Annotated in this window: 17 protein-coding genes; 4 read left to right on the forward strand and 13 right to left on the reverse strand. The window is 65.1% G+C overall.

The window, feature by feature from the left end:
* Positions 1–385: 385 nt before the first annotated feature.
* Positions 386–1,636 carry an MFS transporter gene (locus E1748_RS15470; RefSeq protein ID WP_133649378.1) on the reverse strand — a complete coding sequence of 417 codons (1,251 nt, stop codon included), beginning with the start codon at positions 1,634–1,636 and terminating at the stop codon, positions 386–388.
* A gap of 488 nt (positions 1,637–2,124) precedes the next feature.
* On the opposite strand from E1748_RS15470, the gene E1748_RS15475 reads away from it, so the two are divergent.
* Positions 2,125–3,804, forward strand: a complete 1,680-nt coding sequence (locus tag E1748_RS15475; protein ID WP_133648080.1) for a methyl-accepting chemotaxis protein — start codon at positions 2,125–2,127, stop codon at positions 3,802–3,804.
* Positions 3,805–3,825: 21 nt separating this feature from the next.
* Here E1748_RS15475 and E1748_RS15480 read toward each other — a convergent pair whose 3' ends face one another.
* Genes E1748_RS15480 through E1748_RS15495 form a run of 4 tightly spaced genes read right to left on the reverse strand, consistent with a single transcriptional unit; the run spans position 3,826 to position 8,651 of the window.
* Positions 3,826–4,686: an efflux RND transporter periplasmic adaptor subunit gene (locus E1748_RS15480; RefSeq protein ID WP_133648081.1), complete on the reverse strand. Its 861-nt coding sequence runs from the start codon at positions 4,684–4,686 to the stop codon at positions 3,826–3,828.
* A 13-nt stretch (positions 4,687–4,699) separates the two neighbouring features.
* Positions 4,700–4,900 carry a DUF1656 domain-containing protein gene (locus E1748_RS15485; RefSeq protein WP_133648082.1) on the reverse strand — a complete coding sequence of 67 codons (201 nt, stop codon included), beginning with the start codon at positions 4,898–4,900 and terminating at the stop codon, positions 4,700–4,702.
* Entirely contained in the window at positions 4,890–7,112 is a 2,223-nt protein-coding gene (locus E1748_RS15490; RefSeq protein WP_133648083.1) for an FUSC family protein, read from the reverse strand. Before E1748_RS15490 ends, E1748_RS15485 begins: the two co-directional genes overlap by 11 nt.
* Before the next feature lie 12 nt (positions 7,113–7,124).
* Positions 7,125–8,651, reverse strand: a complete 1,527-nt coding sequence (locus E1748_RS15495) for an efflux transporter outer membrane subunit (protein WP_133648084.1) — start codon at positions 8,649–8,651, stop codon at positions 7,125–7,127.
* Positions 8,652–8,806: 155 nt separating this feature from the next.
* On the opposite strand from E1748_RS15495, the gene E1748_RS15500 reads away from it, so the two are divergent.
* Together E1748_RS15500 and E1748_RS31495 are read left to right on the forward strand one after the other, a co-directional pair.
* The gene (locus tag E1748_RS15500; protein WP_133648085.1) at positions 8,807–9,745 is read left to right on the forward strand and encodes a LysR family transcriptional regulator; all 939 of its coding nucleotides are present in this window, start codon (positions 8,807–8,809) and stop codon (positions 9,743–9,745) included.
* A 153-nt stretch (positions 9,746–9,898) separates the two neighbouring features.
* The gene (locus E1748_RS31495) at positions 9,899–10,039 is read left to right on the forward strand and encodes a hypothetical protein (RefSeq protein WP_166653572.1); all 141 of its coding nucleotides are present in this window, start codon (positions 9,899–9,901) and stop codon (positions 10,037–10,039) included.
* A 19-nt stretch (positions 10,040–10,058) separates the two neighbouring features.
* Here E1748_RS31495 and E1748_RS15505 read toward each other — a convergent pair whose 3' ends face one another.
* The 4 genes from E1748_RS15505 to wrbA all read right to left on the reverse strand — a co-directional run bounded on the left by E1748_RS15505 (position 10,059) and on the right by wrbA (position 13,475).
* Positions 10,059–10,880 carry a metallophosphoesterase gene (locus E1748_RS15505; RefSeq protein ID WP_133648086.1) on the reverse strand — a complete coding sequence of 274 codons (822 nt, stop codon included), beginning with the start codon at positions 10,878–10,880 and terminating at the stop codon, positions 10,059–10,061.
* Positions 10,877–12,358: an FAD-binding oxidoreductase gene (locus E1748_RS15510; protein ID WP_133648087.1), complete on the reverse strand. Its 1,482-nt coding sequence runs from the start codon at positions 12,356–12,358 to the stop codon at positions 10,877–10,879. The genes E1748_RS15505 and E1748_RS15510 overlap by 4 nt, the downstream gene beginning before the upstream one ends.
* A gap of 110 nt (positions 12,359–12,468) precedes the next feature.
* The gene (locus E1748_RS15515) at positions 12,469–12,876 is read right to left on the reverse strand and encodes a DUF2069 domain-containing protein (protein WP_133648088.1); all 408 of its coding nucleotides are present in this window, start codon (positions 12,874–12,876) and stop codon (positions 12,469–12,471) included.
* Positions 12,873–13,475 carry an NAD(P)H:quinone oxidoreductase gene (wrbA, locus tag E1748_RS15520; protein WP_133648089.1) on the reverse strand — a complete coding sequence of 201 codons (603 nt, stop codon included), beginning with the start codon at positions 13,473–13,475 and terminating at the stop codon, positions 12,873–12,875. The genes E1748_RS15515 and wrbA overlap by 4 nt, the downstream gene beginning before the upstream one ends.
* A 152-nt stretch (positions 13,476–13,627) precedes the next feature.
* Here wrbA and E1748_RS15525 point away from each other — a divergent pair, with 152 nt between their 5' ends.
* On the forward strand, positions 13,628–14,908 hold the full coding sequence (locus E1748_RS15525) for a YihY family inner membrane protein (RefSeq protein ID WP_133649379.1): 1,281 nt from the start codon (positions 13,628–13,630) through the stop codon (positions 14,906–14,908).
* 30 nt (positions 14,909–14,938) lie between these two features.
* On the opposite strand, the gene E1748_RS15530 is transcribed toward E1748_RS15525, so the two are convergent.
* The 4 genes from E1748_RS15530 to E1748_RS15545 all read right to left on the reverse strand — a co-directional run bounded on the left by E1748_RS15530 (position 14,939) and on the right by E1748_RS15545 (position 18,283).
* Positions 14,939–15,607, reverse strand: a complete 669-nt coding sequence (locus E1748_RS15530; protein ID WP_133648090.1) for a class I SAM-dependent methyltransferase — start codon at positions 15,605–15,607, stop codon at positions 14,939–14,941.
* A 68-nt stretch (positions 15,608–15,675) separates the two neighbouring features.
* Positions 15,676–15,996: an Mpo1-like protein gene (locus tag E1748_RS15535; protein WP_133648091.1), complete on the reverse strand. Its 321-nt coding sequence runs from the start codon at positions 15,994–15,996 to the stop codon at positions 15,676–15,678.
* A 110-nt stretch (positions 15,997–16,106) separates the two neighbouring features.
* Positions 16,107–16,964 (reverse strand): alpha/beta fold hydrolase, encoded by an 858-nt coding sequence (locus tag E1748_RS15540; protein WP_133648092.1) that lies wholly within the window; start codon positions 16,962–16,964, stop codon positions 16,107–16,109.
* Positions 16,961–18,283, reverse strand: coding sequence for an O-acetylhomoserine aminocarboxypropyltransferase (locus tag E1748_RS15545; RefSeq protein WP_133648093.1), 1,323 nt, complete (start codon positions 18,281–18,283; stop codon positions 16,961–16,963). The genes E1748_RS15540 and E1748_RS15545 overlap by 4 nt, the downstream gene beginning before the upstream one ends.
* Positions 18,284–18,394: the final 111 nt, after the last annotated feature.

Below are 18,394 nucleotides of genomic sequence, written 5' to 3' on the forward strand. Positions count from 1 at the left end.
GTCTCGGACCACTAAGCAGGGTGGGCGTGGCGCCCACTTAGGCGAGTGCCACTGGGGTCACACACGGAAAGGAGAAGCTTCGTGTCGGCGGCTTTCTTTTGCCTACTTTTCTTTGCCGCTGCAAAGAAAAGTAGGTGCCGCCCCGCACAGGGGCAACGCCTGCGCCGCGAGGCGCGAATAAGCACCGCCGCGCGGAAAAACAGAAAAACAGAAAAACAGAAAAGCAAACAGCAACACCCGCGCCGCGAGGCACAAACTAGAAAGCCACCTGCACAGGCAAACAACAAGCAAAACCAAAAACAACACGGCGCATGCCAACAAAGCCATGCGCCGCAAAACAACTCTAAACCCGCCGGCGGCAAAAAACCGCGCCGCGCCAGCAATCTCAAGCAGCTACTTTCCTCTCCATATCCGGCAAAAACACAGTCAACACCCCAATCAACGGAAGGAACGAACAAACCTTATACACATACCCGATACTGGTAGCGTCGGCGAGCTGCCCAAGCACCGCAGCACCAATACCCCCTAACCCAAACGCAAACCCAAAAAACAACCCGGCCACCATCCCCACGTTCCCAGGAATCAACTCCTGCGCATACACGAGAATCGCGGAAAACGCCGAAGCAAGCACAAGCCCAATCACAATCGTCAGCACGCTAGTCCAGAACAGATTCGCATAAGGCAACAGCAACGTGAACGGTGCAACACCCAGAATCGACACCCAGATCACATACTTGCGCCCGATCCGGTCGCCAATCGGCCCGCCCGCAATCGTGCCCGCCGCAACGGCCGCGAGGAACACAAACAAATGGATCTGCGCCGTCTGCACCGACAGATGAAACTTGTCGATCAGATAGAACGTGAAGTAACTGTTGATGCTCGCAAGATAGAAGTACTTCGAGAACACGAGCAGGATCAGCACGCCCATCGCGCCCATCACCTTGCCGCGCGACAGCACCGGATGACCGGCCTGCGCGCCGCGCGCCTTCTTCGTCGCCGGATGCCGTTTGTACCAGCGGCCGATCTGCGTCAACACGACCATCGCGACCAGCGCCGCCACCGAGAACCACGCGATGCTGCGCTGTCCATGCGGAATCACGATCAGCGCCGCGAGCAACGGTCCAAGCGACGAGCCCGCATTTCCGCCGACCTGGAACAGCGACTGCGCGAGACCGTGCTGGCCGCCCGATGCCATCCGCGCAACCCGCGACGACTCCGGATGAAACACCGACGATCCGCAACCCACCAGCGCCGCCGCAACCAGCAGCACACCGAAGTTCGGCGCGACCGACATCAGCAGCAGACCCGCCAGCGTGAAGCCCATGCCGACCGGCAGCGAATACGGCTTCGGATGCTTGTCCGTGTACATGCCGACGAGCGGCTGCAGCATCGATGCGGTGATCTGGTAAGTCAGCGTGATCAGCCCGATCTGTCCGAACGACAACGAGAAGTTGTCCTTCAGCATCGGATAGATCGCGAGGATCAGCGACTGGATCATGTCGTTCAGCAGATGCGAAAAGCTGATCGCACCGAGCACCGAATACACAGTGCGCTGCACCTTGGCCGCCGGACTGCCGGCGGCGTTCGCCGGGGCGGTGCCGCCGGCCAGCGTGCGCTTGTCGAGGCTGGTTTCCATATTGATCTGAAGAAAGTAAGAGAGGACCGGTATCTCCTCGCTGCGACGTCGCGACGCATTGACCGGCGGGTAATCGTTCAGGCTATGTTTCATGCAAGTTTAATGTGGCTCGCATGAATTGTCCGGCCAAACTTTGTCGCAGATCGGACATGGACGGATAGGGGCGGCCGTCGATTGGCCGTTGAATGAACATCGCACAGGTCGCATCGGTCCGGAGGTCTATAGCACGCGCGCTGTCTTCGCGAAAAGGAGCGGTTGTCGCACGAGCGGTCCGCAAGTGGCGGGCACGCCCGACTACGTCACGCGAATTTTGGCCATGTATAAAGCGGTCGCGGGTGCGCGGCCCACGAAGCGGCGTCCCCGGGACCGGGCTGTCGTGTGCGGGAGGCGCGGCTAAAGATACGCACCACATATGCCGTAGACCCGGAAAGACAGGCCGGAATGCCGGAACAGACCTTTCCGGTGCCCGACACGTGAGGGTAAAAAATATGAAAGCAGTTTCGCTGGGTAGCCAGCCGGGCGCGGGGTTCGTTCCGGATGGCGAGTCGGCCGGGGACGCATCGCAATCGAACAGCGGCGGCACGTCGGGTGGACGGCTGAAGGGCATGTCCGTCAAGACGACACTGCGTCTCGCGTTCGCGGTGCTGCTGATCGGCACGCTCGCGATCGGCGTGTTCTCGCTGACGCAGATCAGCCGGCTCAACGGTTCGACCCGTTCGATCTACGATCAGGGACACGTCGCGAGCCGCGCTGCCGAGGAAACACGCGGCTACGTGCTGCGTGCAAGCCGCGCGCAGAAGATGCTGCTGACGGCCACCACGGCAAAGGAACGCGACGACCTCGGCGCCGACATCGAAAGCGGTCTGAACGCGATCGGCACCCAGCTCACGACGCTGCAGCACTACGTCGATCCGTCGGATGCGAAAGCGGTCGCGGAGCAGAGGGCGTTCGCGACGGCGGTCGGCGTGTGGAGCGGCCATCTGCGCGATTTCGTGAAGCTCGTGAAAGCGCAGCCACTCGATCTGTCGCAGATGAACTGGCAGGTCGGCACGCAGGACGTGTCGTTGCTCGTCGAAACGGGCAAGCTCGAAAAACTCGTCGATACGCTCGTCGAGCAGCGCGGCACCGCCGCGAAGGCGACCATCGATGCGTCGGCCTTCATCTTTCGTTCGTCGTTCGTGATGATCGCCGGGATGACCGTCGCGCTGATCGTACTCGCGTTCGTCATCAGCGAATGGGTGGTGCGGCGGCTCGCGCGGCAGCTCGGCGGCGAGCCGGTCTACGCGAAGGAAATCGCGAGCCGCATCGCATCGGGCGATCTGTCGAACGAGATCGCGCTCGGCCGTCGCGACACGTCGAGCATGCTGTCCGCGTTGCGCGACATGCAGGGCGGACTGTCGACGACGGTGTCCGGCATCGCGGCGAGCGCGGAAGCGATCGCGCTCGCGTCGGGCGAAATCTCGATGGGCAATCTCGATCTGTCGCAGCGCACCGAACAGCAGGCGATGGCACTCGAGCGTACCGCGAGCAGCATGGAAGAACTGACGTCGACGGTGCGTCAGAACGCGGACAACGCGAAGCAGGCGAGCACGCTCGCGTACAACGCATCGGAGATCGCGGAGAAGGGCGGCGCGGTGGTGAGTCGCGTGGTCGCGACGATGGGCCAGATCAACGACAGCGCGAAGAGTATCCGCGACATCATCGGCGTCATTGAAGGCATCGCGTTTCAGACCAACATTCTTGCGTTGAACGCAGCCGTCGAAGCGGCGCGCGCGGGTGAGGAAGGGCGCGGCTTCTCGGTCGTCGCGGGCGAGGTGCGCAATCTCGCGCAGCGCAGTGCGGCCGCCGCGAAAGAGATCAAGACGCTGATCAGCGCATCGGTCGAGCGCGTGTCGAACGGCTCGACGCTCGCGCAGGATGCGGGTCAGACGATGGACGAAGTGGTGAAGGCGGTGAAGCGCGTCACCGACATCATGGGCGAGATTTCGGCGGCGTCCGCAGAGCAGAGCGCGGGCATCGAGGAGATCAATCTCGCCGTCACGCAGATGGATTCAGGCACGCAGCAGAACGCGGCGCTCGTCGAAGAAGCTACTGCGGCGGCGCGCTCGCTCGACGATCAGGCGCGCGCGCTCAAGCAACTCGTGGGCAAGTTCCGGCTACACGCTTAACGCTGCCCAACAGCGCTTCATTTAGCTCGGCGACACGACCACGGTACACGTCGTGCCCGCCGACAGCACCAGCCCGTCCGGCACGCTGTCGATGTGAATGCGCACCGGCACGCGCTGCGCGAGCCGCACCCAGTTGAACGTCGGGTTCACGTCGGCGAGCAGTTCGCGGCTCTGCGGATTGTCGCGGTCGTAGATGCCGCGCGAAATACTCTCGACGTGCCCATGTAGCACACCGCCGCTCATCAGGCGGATCTCCGCCTTGTTGCCGATCTTCACGCGTGGCAGCTTGGTTTCCTCGAAGTATCCGTACACCCAGAATGAGTGACTGTCGACGATCGCGAGCTTCGCGACGGAGGCGGTCGCGTAGTCGCCGCGAAACACCGACAGGTTCGTCACGTAGCCGTCGACCGGCGACACGACGCGCGTGCGTTCGAGATTCAGCTTCGCGGCATCGAGCGCGGCGAGCGCCTGCTGATACTGCGCTTCGGCGGCGGTCGCCGAGTGCGACGCGTTCTCGCGGTTTTCCTTCGAGACGACGAGGCTGTCCATATCGGCACGGCGCTGCGCGTCGTCGCGACGCATCTGCAGGGTGGCCTTGCTCGCGGCGACGGCGGCCTGCGCCTGTTCGACGGCGATCTGGTAGTGCGACGGATCGATCTGCATCAGCAGGTCGCCTTTCTTCACGAGCTGGTTGTCGTGCACCGGCAGTTCGACGACGGCGCCCGACACGTCCGGCGCGATGTTGACGACTTCGGCGCGCACGCGGCCGTCGCGGGTCCACGGCTCGTCCATGTAGTGAATCCACAGCGCGCGGCCGATCAGGATCGCGACGATGAAGATGACGGCTGTCGCGACGAAGCCCAGGAGATTTCGGATGGTCATGATTCGACTCTGATCAACGATAAACGGCGAGGCCCAACAGGCCGCACACACAGACGAGCAGGCTCGCCCGGAACAGGGAGGGGTGCCACACGAAACGGTAGACGCCCGTCAGGGCGACCAGCCGGTCGAGCACCCAGGTCAGCATCGCGCCGGCGATGAACAGCAGCACGACGGCCGGTACGTAGGCGTCGAAGACGGCAATCTCACGGGGCATGGCGGGCTCCTTCGCGGGTGGCGTCGTCCGGGCCGTTCGAATCGCGTGCGCCGCCGACCAGTTCGGCGAGCGGCGACTGCGGATCGAGCAGCGCGGTACGGATGAAATGCAGGTGACTCAGAATGCGTTGCAGTTGATGTCGCTCGTCGCGCGGCGGCGTGAAGGTGGCGAGCATCTGCTGGACGGCGGCGATTGCATCGGCGGTCGCGGCGAGCGCGGCGTCGAGCCGATCTGCACGCGGCTTGCCGTACAGCGCGACGATCCGCTGCCGCATCGTGAGGATCGCGGCACGCCACGGCATCGTTTCGGCGTAGCGCGCGTCGGCCGGCAACCCGTCGATCTCGCGCCGCAGATCGATCACCGCATTGCCCGCTTCGAGCACCGCGTACAGCCAGCGCAGCGTGTCGCGCCGCAGTTCCGGTTCGCTTTCGGCGAGCGCATTGATCTGGAACATCAGATCGCGCGCGCCGCTCTCGAAGCGTGTGCGCAGACCCGAGAGCCGCGCGCGGCATGCGAACACCACCTGGCCGCGCAGATCCGCGAACAGGCGATTGCGCAGCCACGGCGTCGACGGCGGCAGCAGCACGGCGAACGCGATTGCCGCCACCGCCATCGACAGCATCAGCGCCAGTGCGTCGTTCAGGAAGCTCATCGGATCGTAGTGGATCACGAGGTCCGGACCGGCGAGAAAGCAGATGTAGATGCAGTAGCCCATCCCGTACGCGGCGAGCTTCGGCTTCGTCGTGATGAACGAGCCGAGCAGCAGGAACGGCGTGAGCGCGGCGCACAGCAGCGGGAAGCCGTCGATGTGCGGATACACGTCGAACACGATCACGTACCCCAGCACCGATGCGAGCACCGTACCGGCGGCCATCTGGAACGCGGTGCGCGTCGGGTACGGCGACGATGCGGCGAGCGCCGTCGTCGTCGCCGCGTTCAGCAGCAGCGTCGCGCCGCTCGGCCATGCGGTCGCGATCCAGAACACGCCGAGCACGATCATCACGATCGCGGCTCGCACGCCGGACACAGCCGCGGCAATCGAATTGGTCTTCGGCTCGTAGCGCTCGATCCAGCGCTCGCGTTCGTGCGTATCGACTGCGAGCGACGCGTAGGTCGCGGTGTACGCGTGCAGATCGTCGATGAAGCGGTACAGCAGTTCGGCGGCCGTGTCGAAGTCGAGCAGCGGTACGTCGGCGCGCGTTTCGAGGGTGGCGCGCGTCGCGCGCACGCGCTTCGGCAAATCCGCCTTGTATGCGTCGAGCTGACGGGCGGCGTGGACGGCGTCGGCGGCGGTGCGCACCGGTTCGCCCGACTTCTGCAGCAGCGGCGAGATCTCTTTGAAGTACGGTTCGAGCGCGTCGATCGTGACGGTCGCGCCGCTGTCGTGCAGCCGGTTCATCAACTGATGCAGCGCGTGAAAGCGCGTCGACGCGGCCATGAACTCGCTGTTCAGTCGCGAGAGCCGGCCGCTGCGCATCCGCGAGTCGGGGCTTTCGAAGACCGCGACGCTGCGGGTCGCCTCGAAGCCGACGATGTCGGCGACGAAGCGCGCGTTGGTCGCTTCGACCTGCGTGCGGTCGACCTGTCCCGACAGCGTCGCGGACACGTAGTCGACGAACGACGAGAAGCGCGCACGGATGGTCGTGCGCATCTGCTCGCCCGCATGCTGGGGAAACACCAGCGCGCTGACGGCGCCCGCGCAGAGAATCCCCAGGACGACTTCGGTGACCCGCGTGAGCGCAGAGAGAAACGCGCCGTCCGGATTCTGTGACGCCGGGATGCCGATCAGCACGGCCGTATAGCCGGCGAGCACGAAGCCGTACGAACGGAAGTTGCGATTGCGTGCGGCCCCTGCGGTGCAGATGCCGACCCAGATCGCGGTCGAGAGAATGAAGAGTTCCCGCTGCTGTGCGAACAGGCCGATCAACGTGAGCATCACGACAAGCCCGACGAGCGTGCCGCAGATCCGGTAGAAGCTCTTCGCGAACACCATCCCGCTTTGCGGCTGCATCACGATGAACACGGTCGTCATCGCGGTACGCGGCTGCGGCAGATCGAGCTTCATCGCGATGCCGAGCGCGAGCAGCGATGCGCCGATGGCCTTCGCCATGTAGAGCCACGTGCGGCCGTCGGTGCGGGCCCAGTCGGCGGCGGCTGCGAGGAAGGCGGCGAATGGAGCGACGCGCGGAGTCGGAGAGGGTGTCGTGGACATTGGCGGCTCCGCTTACCTTGCCGGCTGAGCGGCGGGCGTGGGCGTGCCGCTCTTCTTGCCGTGAGCGGGCAGCGTGTCGGCTGGGGCCGGGCCGTCAGACGGATCGGCGAGACCGCCGCCCAATGCGGCAACCAGCGTCGCGTGCGCGGCGAGACGTTCGGCCGCGATCCGCGCGACGCCTTCCTGCGCATGCAGCAACTGGTTCTGCGCGACCAGCACGTTCAGGTAATCGGTCAGCCCGCGCCGGTAGCCTTCGCGCGACAGCGTGTAGTTGCGTCGCGCGACGTCGACCGAACGCTGCGCGTCCTTCGCCTGCGTGTCGAGCGAGCGCATCCGGACGACCTGGTCGGCGATTTCCTTCAGCGCACGGACGATCGTCTGGTCGTACTGGCCGACCGCTTCGTCGTAGCCCGCCGATGCTGCGCCCAACTGCGAGCGCAGCCGTCCGCCGTCGAAGATCGGCAGCGACAGCGCCGGGCCGGCAGTCCAGCCGCCGTTCGCCGAACGCAGGAACTGGAACAACGGACCGGCCGCCGCGAAGCCGCCAAGCGAGCCAAGCAGATCGATGTTCGGATAGAAGTCGGCCTTCGCGACGTCGATGCCGCGTGCCTGCGCGGCGACGCTCCAGCGTGCCGCGACGACATCGGGCCGGTGACCGATCAATTCGGCGGGCAGCACCGACGGCAGGCCGGCCGGCGTGGTCAGCGCGAGTTGCGGACGCGTGAGCGCATCGCCGGCACCCGGGCCCTTGCCCGCAAGCGCGGCAAGCTGGTTGCGATTCAGTGCGATCGATTCTTCGAGCGAGTCGATCTGGCGTTCGTCGTCGGGCAGCGGCGTTTCGGCCTGGCTCACTTCGAGTTGCGTGCCGAGGCCGCCCTTCAGACGCCGCTGCGCGAGCGCGAGAATCTGCTGCTGCTGGTCGCGGGTCGCCTTCGCGATGTCGAGCAGCGCGTAGTTCATCGACATGTCGATATACGCGCGCACGACGTTCGCTTCGAGTTCGAGTTGCGCGGCGCGGGCATCGGCGGCGCGCGCATGCGCGAGATCGAGCGCGCGTTCGGCTGCATTCCGGTCGCGGCCCCACAGGTCGAGGCTGTACGACAGACCGATCGTGCCGGTGTTGTTCCACGTGTTCGCGTTCGACAGCGGACCGGGACCGTAGTAGACGTTTTCCGGCCAGTGCTGTCGCTGGATCGACAGGTTGCCGTTGATCTGCGGCGCGAGCGCGGCGGCGGCGACGCCGGCCATCGACTGCGCTTCGCGAACGCGCGCCTGCGCAACCGCGAGCGTCGGACTGCCGGCTTCGGCGGTGTCGATCCACGCGTTCAGCTGCGGATCGCCGTAGGCGTGCCACCACCCGGCGGTCGGCCAGTGCGCGTCGGCAGCGGCGGCGCGAATGGCGGCGCCGGCGTCGAGCGACGACGGATCGGTCGCACTGGTTTGCGGCGCGACGCCTCCGGTGCTGGCACAGCCAGCGATTATCAACGAGATCGTAAGAACCGCTGCTGCGGCGACCCCAATTCGTACCGGAGACTGCACGATTTCCTCCGTGAATGCGATAGAACCCTGCGTCGCATTATATTTTCGGGGCGATTAACGAATAACCCGTAAAAGTGCGAAGCATTCTTACCGATCTTGAGATAATCGTTTTCACAAACCATGCAACAATCTGAGCGTCCCAGCAAGGAATCGATATGGATACGCTTCAGAATATGCGCGTATTTGTCCGCGTCGTCGAAGCGGGCAGCTTCACCGGTGCCGCGCAGTACCTCAATACGACGACAGCCTACGCGTCGCGCGCGGTGTCCGATCTCGAAGCGCATCTGCGCACCCGGCTCTTGAACCGCACGACGCGCCGCATCGCGCTGACCGAGGCCGGCGAGCGCTATCTGCAGCGCTGCGAACAGATCCTCGCGTACGTCGATCAGGCCGAAGCCGAAGCGAGCGACGCGCACGCGCGGCCGTCCGGCAAGCTGAAGGTCCACGCGATGACGAGCTTCGGACAGCACTACGTCGTGCCGGCGGTCGGTCGCTATCAGCAGCGTTATCCGGACGTGCAGGTCGAACTGACGCTCGCGCAGCGGATGCCCGATCTGCTCGACGAAGGTTTCGACGTGTCGCTTACGCTCGCGACCGGCCTGCCCGATTCGGGGCTCGTGTCGCAACGACTGGGCGCGGTGTTCAGCATCGCGTGCGCGTCGCCGGCTTATCTCGAACGCTACGGCGTGCCGCAAACACCGGCCGATCTGAAGAATCACGTGTGCATGCGCATGGTGACGCCTGTCTTTCCCGCCGACGAATGGACGTTCGACGGCCCCGACGGCCAGCAGACCGTCACACTTGGCCCGGCGACGTTTCAGGTCAATGTCGCCGAGGCGCTGGTGGTGGCGGTGCGAGAGGGGATGGGCATCGGACTGATTCCGCTGTATTCGGCGATCGGTGGGCTGCGCAGCGGCGAGCTCGTCTGGGTGCTGCCGCCGCTCATGTCGCAGGAGATGAACCTGTATGCGCTGTACCCGTCGCGGCAGTATCTGGACGCGAAGATCCGCACGTGGGTCGAGTTTCTGCGCGACGAATTGCCGGCGACGTTTGCAGCGGATACCGATGGGCTGAAGCGGTTCGCGCGGACCTGAGAGCAGGCAGGTGTGACAGGCCGATGGTTCGGTGCAACACTTGCTTACTTCCTCGCGCGAACGGGCCTGCTAACGTGTAGTTAACCGCGCGGGGTTTTGTATCGCACCGCGCGCAGCTTTTCATACTGAACACATCGAAACGAAGAGGGAATCATGGACACGAACCTGATGATCGGCATCGCCGTCGTGCTCGCGCTGGTCGGCGTTGCCGCGTCGCGCGATCTGCTGCGCCGGATGCGCAGCGCGCCGCAACTGGTTCCGGTGCGCGTGCGCCGCGACGTACCGCGCCGCTGAATGCAGCGCGGGGACCGGATCACACTTCGACGATCCGGTCCCACGTGAAGTCGGGGTTTTCGAGCCGGCCGGTGCGCCGGTCGATATAGCCGCGCGGGTTGCACACCACGCGCGTGCCGTTCAGCGTGTAGTCGAACGCGGTGTGCGTATGACCGTGCACCCACAGCGCAACAGGCGCACGCACGAGATCCGGCAGATCGCTGACGAAACCCGACGACACCCGGTCGTCCGCATAGCGCGCAGCCAGACTCAGCCGATGCGGCGCGTGATGCGTCACCACGATCGTTTTGCCGGCGAACGGTTTCGCCAGTTCCGCCGCGAGCCATGCGCGGGACCGCTCGTGCAGCGCAAGGCTGTCGGCGGCGGTGAAATTGCGGCCGGCGTGCGTCGCCGGTAGTCCAGCCGCCGGATCCGGCCACGTCACCTGAATCAGTCCACGAAAATCCAGCATCGCTTTTTCCGCCGCCGCGATCGATTCGGCGAGCGTGTCGTCGTCCGCGCCGTAGAGCGCGAAGTCGGTCCACAGCGTCGTGCCGAGTACGCGCCAATGGCCATCAGGATCGACGAGCGTCGCGTTGTTCAGGAAGTGCACGTTGTCGACCGACGCGGCCGCGTCGTGCATCGCCGCTTCGAGCGCGCCGAACTCGCCGTCGTAGTACTCGTGATTGCCCGGCACATAGACGACGGGCACACTGCCGTCGAACGTTTCGGCCGCCCAGCGCAGGCCCGCCGCGTGATTGTGGATGTCGCCGGCGAGGATGATCAGGTCGGCGTTTGCATGCGGAATCGCCTCGGGTTCGTCGGACTCCAGATGCAGATCGGACAGCACGCGAATTTTCACGGATGCGACTCCTGCGGATGGACAACGAAGGGAGGCGCCTGGCGTAGCACCTTGCCCGGATTCATCAGCCCCAGCGGATCGAGTGCGTGCTTCACGGCGTGCATCAACCGCACCTCGACCGGCTGCTTGTAGTGCGCCGCTTCGTCGGCCTTCAACTGACCGAGCCCGTGCTCGGCGCTGATGCTGCCGCGATGCTGATGCACGCTGTCATAGACGATCCGGTTGATCGGGTCCTGCCATTCGGCGAGAAAACGCTTCGCATCGATCCCCTCCGGCGCCTGCACGTTGTAGTGCAGATTGCCGTCGCCGAGATGCCCGAACGTCACCATCCGCACGCCCGGCACGGCTTGCGCGATCGCGGCATCGGTCTCGTCGATGAAGTGACCGATCCGCGAGATCGGCACCGCAATGTCGTGCTTGATGTTCAGCCCTTCCTCAGCCTGCGCGAGCGGAATGTGCTCGCGCAGATTCCAGAATGCCTGCGACTGCGCGAGACTTTCCGCGACCACCGCATCGTCGACGATACCGGCTTCGAGCGCGGCTTCCATCAACTGCTCGAACAGCGTGCGCGCGTGCGCTTCGCTTTCGCTGTCGGACAGTTCGAGCAGCACGATCTGCGCGTGCGTATCGGCGAACGGATAGCGCAGTTGCGGAAAATGCCGGCCGACCAGCCGCAGACAGAAATCCGACATCAGTTCGAAACCGGTCAGCAGCGGACCGGCCATCCGTTGAGCGAGCGAGAGGAAATCGAGCGCGGCATGCGGCGACGCGAGCGCGGCAAGCGCCGTCACGCGCGCGGCCGGCTGCGGATGCAGTTTCATCACCGCAGCCGTGATGATGCCGAGCGTGCCTTCCGCGCCGATGAACAGGTCGCGCAGGTCGTAGCCGGTGTTGTCCTTGCGCAGTCCACGCAGACCGTCCCACAGTTCTCCCTGCGGTGTCACGACCTCGAGCCCGAGACACAGCTCGCGCGTGTTGCCATAGCGCAGCACGCCGGTGCCGCCCGCGTTCGTCGCGAGATTGCCGCCGATCGTGCAGCTGCCTTCGGCGGCGAGACTCAGCGGAAACAGACGGCCCGCTTCTTCTGCGCGTGTCTGCACGTCGGCGAGCACGACGCCGGCCTCGACGGTGATCGTGTTGTTGTGCGGATCGATGTCGCGGACGCGGTTCAGTCGACGCAGACTCAGCACTGCCTGATGACCGGTCGCATCCGGCGTCGCGCCGCCTGCGAGGCCCGTGTTGCCGCCTTGCGGGACGAGCGCGATGCGGTGCTCGACCGCGAGCTTCACGAGTGCTGCGACTTCTTCCGCGGTCGCCGGGTTCAGCACTGCGCACGCTGCGCCGGTGTAGCGGCGGCGCCAGTCGGTGAGGAACGGCGCGGTGTCGTGCGGATCGGTCAGCACGTGCGCGGCGCCGATCGCGTTGCGGCATGCGTCGACGAACGGCTGGGCGGAAGTGGGGGCGGCAGTGTCGGTCATGATCGGGGCAGGTATTCGAGGCGGTGCGTGGAATGGTGCACGCAATGGCGTATGAAGCGTTGTACGACGCAATGCGCGCAACGTGTTTCGCTCATAGGCAGTTAACGTGGCTAATGCGGTTGACGCGCGCGCTTCGCAGCACGCTTGAACGGCGCGACATACGCGAGCGCCGCGACGAAGAAGATGACCGACAGCACCACCTCGACCCAGCCGAGCGTCGCGCTGAAACCTGGGTCCGACATCCCGCGCACGATGCCTTCGGCGAGATACAGCAGTATCAGCATCGACGCCCATTGCAGCGTGTACAGCCGGCGCCGCAGTACGCCATTGAGCGCGCACAGCAGCGGAATCGCTTTCAGCACGAGCAGCGAACCGCCGGGACGCAGCGGCGCGAGCCGCCATTCCCACGCGATGCACAGCGCGATCAGCGCCAGCAGTGCAACGGACGCGACGGTCGCCGCGAAGCGGTTGGCGCTGACCGGTACGTCCGCGGAGATCGATGCTTGAGGCGCGTTCATGGCCGTTCGTCCAGTGCGGAGGCGGTGCGCGCGATGCGTACGCCGAGCGCGACTGCGAGCGTTTTTTCGTCGGTGGAAAGACCTTGGTGCGCAGATCCGGCGCGCGCAAAGTGCGATGCGCCGTACGGCGTGCCGCCGGTTTGCGTGGTGGTGAGTGCGCTCTCGGTGTACGGCACACCGACAATCAGCATGCCGTGATGCAGTAGCGGCAGCATCATCGACAGCAGCGTCGTTTCCTGGCCACCGTGCAGACTGCCGGTCGACGTGAACACGCACGCGGGCTTACCGGCCAGCGCGCCGGACAGCCACTGCGGCGTCGTGCTGTCGAGAAAATATTTGAGCGGCGCGGCCATGTTGCCGAAGCGGGTCGGCGAGCCGAGCGCGAGGCCCGCGCATTCTTCGAGGTCGCGCAGTTCGGCGTACGGCGGACCCTCGGCCGGGATGTCCGGCTGGGTCGCTTCGCAGACTGTCGAAACCGGCGGCACCGTGCGGATGCGCGCCTGCATGCCGGCCACGCTGTCGACGCCCTGCGCGATCGCGAGGGCGAGATCGCGCGTGGTGCCGTAGCGGCTGTAGTAAAGCACGAGGATGTCTTTCATAGGCCTTTTCGTTGAGCGGTTATTATAGGGGTTAGGCTTTGTGCCGGGCTTGCGGCAAGGCTGCGCGGTGGCCAGGTTCTGCAGGTTGACGGTATGGAAGGAGAAAGGTTTTGTCGTTGTCCACAGGGCGCAGAGTGCGCATCGATCTCGACATGCTCAAGCGTCTCGCGGGTTTTGCCGCGCAGCGCAGCGGCGAAGATCGTATTCCCCAGGTGGCGGGCAGTCTGACGTTCACCACGATGCTGTCGCTCGTGCCGCTGGCGACGGTCGCGTTCGCGCTGTTCACCGCGTTCCCGATTTTCTCGTCGTTCCAGGCATCGCTGCAGGGCTTCCTCGCGGATCATCTGATGCCCGCGCAGTTCAACAGCCAGATCTTCCGCTACCTGAACCAGTTCGCGGCGAAGGCGAAGAGCCTGACCACGCTCGGGCTGATCGTGCTGGTGGTCACGTCGGTGATGACGATGATGACCGTCGAGTCCGCGTTCAATGTGATCTGGCGCGTGCGCAAGGCGCGGCCGTTCGCGCAGCGCGTGCTTGTCTACTGGGCGATCCTGACGCTCGGGCCGATCCTGATCGGCGTGAGCCTGTCGATCTCGTCGTATCTGTTCACGCAGTCGATGGCGTTTCATGCCGCGCAGCGCATCACGCCGGTGATCGAATGGGCGCTGACCGGCGCGGCGCTGCCGCTGACGATCCTCGCGTTCACGATGCTCTATGTCTATCTGCCGAACTGTCGGGTGGAGTGGCGCGATGCGGTGGTCGGCGGAATCTGCGCAGCAGTCGCATTCGAGCTGGCGAAGCGCGGCTTCGGCTATTACATCCGGCGCATTCCGACTTACACGGCCGTGTACGGCGCATTTGCCGTCGTGCCGATGTTCCTGTTATGGATGTACCTGACGTGGTTCATCACGCTGGCTGGCGCGATGATCTCGTCGGCGTTGCCGGCGATCCGCACCGGACAATTCCACCGACCGCAGTTTCCCGGCAGCGATCTGTTCGACTCGCTCGAACTGCTCGCACGGTTAGCGGAAGCACGCGATGCGGGCAACCGCGGCCACCCGGTGCAGCAGCTTGCACGGATGCTGCGCCGCGACCTCGAGACCACGACGCGGTTGCTCGAAGAACTCGAAGATATCGAATGGGTTGCGCGCATCGAGGAGAACAGCGCGCGACCGCGTTTCGTGCTGCTGGCGAATCCGGCGCAGGTGACCGTGGAGCGGTTGTTCGATCTGTTCGTGATCGATCGCTCTGAACTGGAGTATCAGCTCAAGCTGGATTCGACGCGGGTCGACGGCACGGTGCTGCTCGGCGCGCTCGATAACGACAAGCTGGGCGTATCGCTCGCGACGTTGCTGGCCGCGCGTGCGGCGGCACGTGCGCGTGCGGCTGAGGAGGGTCGCCGCGCGTCGGCGATGCCGCATCAGACGGCGTGATTTTGCGCGGTGCGCCGTGCGCGCTTCTGGTCACTTCATCGCGCCACGCAGCAGATCGCGAAGGGTGGCAACTTCCCAGACTCCCATGATCGTCCGCCAGTTTCCCGTACCGCCGCCGTCGTCCCTGATTTTCTGAACGGGGGGTGGGAAAGAGAACGGTGGCGCTTCGAACAGGATCGGCCTGAACTCGAAGTTCACTCCATGTTGCGTGCGATCAAGATCGACGTTCGCCACACCCTGGTAGTGGGCCGCGTCGAGCGTCGTCGTACACAGATACCGGATATCGCTACGAGCGATATTTTTCAGCGCGTCGAATATGAGCGCGTTCGAGAAATGGATGAAGCAGTCACGGACAAAGACCATATCTGCCGGCGGCAGCAAGTCTTTGACGATGTCCAGCACGACAAACTGGCGGGACGGAGAACCATACGTGGCGTTATTGGCTTCCACCAGATTCGACACGATGTCGCCGCCAACATAGTCAATGCCGGTCAGGTCGACGTTTTTCATCCAGTGGAAATCTCCACATGGCAGATCGAGCAGACGAGACACCTCCAGCGAGCGTAGCGCCGCGGGAAGCGATTCAATCAGCGGCCGGGTGTAGTCCAGCCCGGAGCCGTGTCCGGACCGGCTCTCGTTGTTGTTCCAAAGGTTCTCTCGATAGACCCGGGTAAAGAAATCAGATCGTTCGTTTGGCATGCTTTTCCGGGCGTCGAGCGTGTGAAAACAGCCTTGATTCTTGCCGGACGGATTAAAGCGAAATCTTCCTAAAGCGAAATCTTCCCCACACAGATGTCCTTGAACATCACCCAGTCGCCCATCAGGCTGTAGAGCGGATGACGAAACGTGGCCGGCCGGTTTTTCTCGAAGAAGAAGTGGCCGACCCACGCAAAGCCGTAACCGCACACAACAGCAGCCGGCAGCCATAGCCAGTCGCCGGTGGCGAGCGCCATCGCAAGACAGCCGATCACGCCTAGCGACCCGATGAAATGCAGCCGCCGCGACGTGCGGTTGCGATGCTCGTCGAGATAGAACGGATAAAACTCCGCGAAATTCGCGAAGTGGTCGGTATGAGTGGTTTGGCCCATGGTCGCCCCCTGTTCCGTAGCTCGTTACCCTTCTGCCAGACCATTGTGCTGCGATCGACCGTGGCGCGCAACCAGGCCGTTCGGCCAATGGCGCGCGGCCTCGGGCGCGGTTATCTTGAGGTCGTGGCGTTCAGTTCAATGGTGCCCGATGGTGCCTTCGATGCGAACGTAAACAGCGCGTCGAGCGTCGCGTCCGGCTGCTCGGTCATCAGCGCGTGGCCGGCGTCGAGCGTGACGGTGTCTGCCTTGACGCCTGCTGCGGCGAACACATCGGCCAGCGCTCGCGCCGCGCGTGGTGGCGTCATCGCATCGCGCCGCCCGACGACAAAGCGCACCGGGCAGCGCACGTTCGCCGCGCGGGCGATGCCGTCCGCATAGTCGTTGCAGGCGGCGAAGTCGGTGTGGAACAGGTGTGTTTCGCCGGTCGCAGATACGCGTTCCATCAGACGCTGATTCATCCCGTGCAGCCAGAAGCCGGGGCCGGGGCTCGACGGTTTAGCGGCGATCGTCGAGTGCGACCACTGGTTCACCATGTCGATCGCTTCGGGTTCGCGGTCGCGTGCTGCGTCGAGCAGCGTCGCCGAAACGGTCATCGGCACGGCGGTCGCGAGCAGCGCGAGATGCGTCGCGCGGTCGGGGTAGCGGGCGGCGAAATCGAGCGCGACGAGCGAGCCCATGCTGTGTCCCGCGACGAACGCGCGCGATACCTTCATCGCGTCGAGCAGCGCGGCGAGCCAGTCGGCCAGCGCGGCGATGCTGGTCAGCGCGGGACCAGCGCTGCGATGGTGGCCTGGCAGGTCGGGGGCGAGCACCGTGAAACCGTGGTGCGCGAAGTAACGGGTCTGCAACGCCCATACGCTGTGATCGTGTTCCGCGCCGTGCAGGAACACGGCGCAGGGCAGTGCGGGGTCGAACGGTTTGCCGCCGGTGTAGACATAGGCGGGGGTGCCACGGACGTCGACGATCATGCGGACTCCTTGCGCGCGGGAGCTGCCGGCGCACTGGTTTTCTGCGCGGCCTTGAGCGCGCGTTTCAGATCGTCGATCAGGTCGTCGGGATCTTCGAGACCGATCGACAGCCGGATCGTGCCTTCCGCGATACCTGCTGCCGCGAGCGCGGCGGCGTCCATCCGGAAGTGCGTGGTGGATGCGGGGTGTATGACGAGCGAGCGCGCATCGCCGACGTTCGCCAGATGCGAGAACAGCGACAGGCTCTCGATGAAACTTCGCCCGGCCGCGCGGTCGCCGCGCAGGTTGAAGCTGAACACCGCACCCGCGCCGCGCGGCAGCAGACGTTGCGCGAGCGCGTGATCCGGGTGCGATGCAAGCTCGGGGTAAGCCACCGATTCGACCGCTGCGTGCGCCGCGAGGAATTCGACCACCTTGCGCGTATTCGCGACGTGGCGCTCCATCCGCAGCGGCAGCGTCTCGATACCCTGCAGCAGTTGCCACGCAGCCTGCGGATGCAGGCACGCGCCGAAGTCGCGCAACCCTTCGCGCCGCGCGCGCAGCAGGAACGGCGCGACGGTGCTTTCCTCGGCGAAGACCATGCCGTGGAAGCCCTCGTAGGGCTCGGTGAATTCGGGGAAGCGGCCCGACGCATCGAAGTCGAACGTGCCGCCGTCCACCAGCACGCCGCCGATCGTGGTGCCGTGGCCGCCGAGGAATTTGGTCGCGGAGTGATAGACGAAATCGGCGCCGTGCGCGAACGGCTGCAGCAGATAGGGCGTCGTGAACGTCGAGTCGACCAGCAGCGGCACGCGATGCTCATGCGCGATCTGAGCGACTGCTGCGATGTCGAGCACGTCGAGGCCCGGGTTGCCGAGCGTTTCGCCGAACAGCAGCCGCGTATTCGGCCGCAGCGCAGCGCGCCATGCGGCGAGGTCGCCGGGGCGCACGAACGTCGTCTCGATGCCGAAGCGGCGCAGCGTGTAGTGCAGCAGGTTGTGCGAGCCGCCGTACAACGCACTCGACGCGACGATGTGCGCGCCCGCGCCCATCAGCGTGGCGATTGCGAGATGCAGCGCGGCCTGGCCGCTCGCGGTGCCGATCGCGCCCGCGCCGTTCTCGAGCGCGGCGACGCGCTCTTCGAAGACGGCGACCGTCGGATTGGAGATGCGCGAATAGACGTGGCCCGAGCGCTCCATGTTGAACAGCGACGCCGCATGATCGGTATCGCGAAACGAGAACGACGTAGTCTGGTAGATCGGCGTGGCACGCGCGCCGGTGGTGGGGTCGGGCGCTGCGCCCGCGTGCAGCGCGAGCGTATCGAAACGGTTGGCGGACATGCTGGGCGGCGCAGCCGGGAGCGGCGTGCGCGAGAGGTGAAAGTGCCGGCCATCGTATCATCCGGCCCGCGCGCGGTCGGCGCTTTTTGGGGCGCTTCGGAGCGTCCCGCG

Origin of the sequence: Paraburkholderia flava (assembly GCF_004359985.1) — a bacterium.
GTDB classification, from domain to species: Bacteria; Pseudomonadota; Gammaproteobacteria; order Burkholderiales; family Burkholderiaceae; genus Paraburkholderia; species Paraburkholderia flava.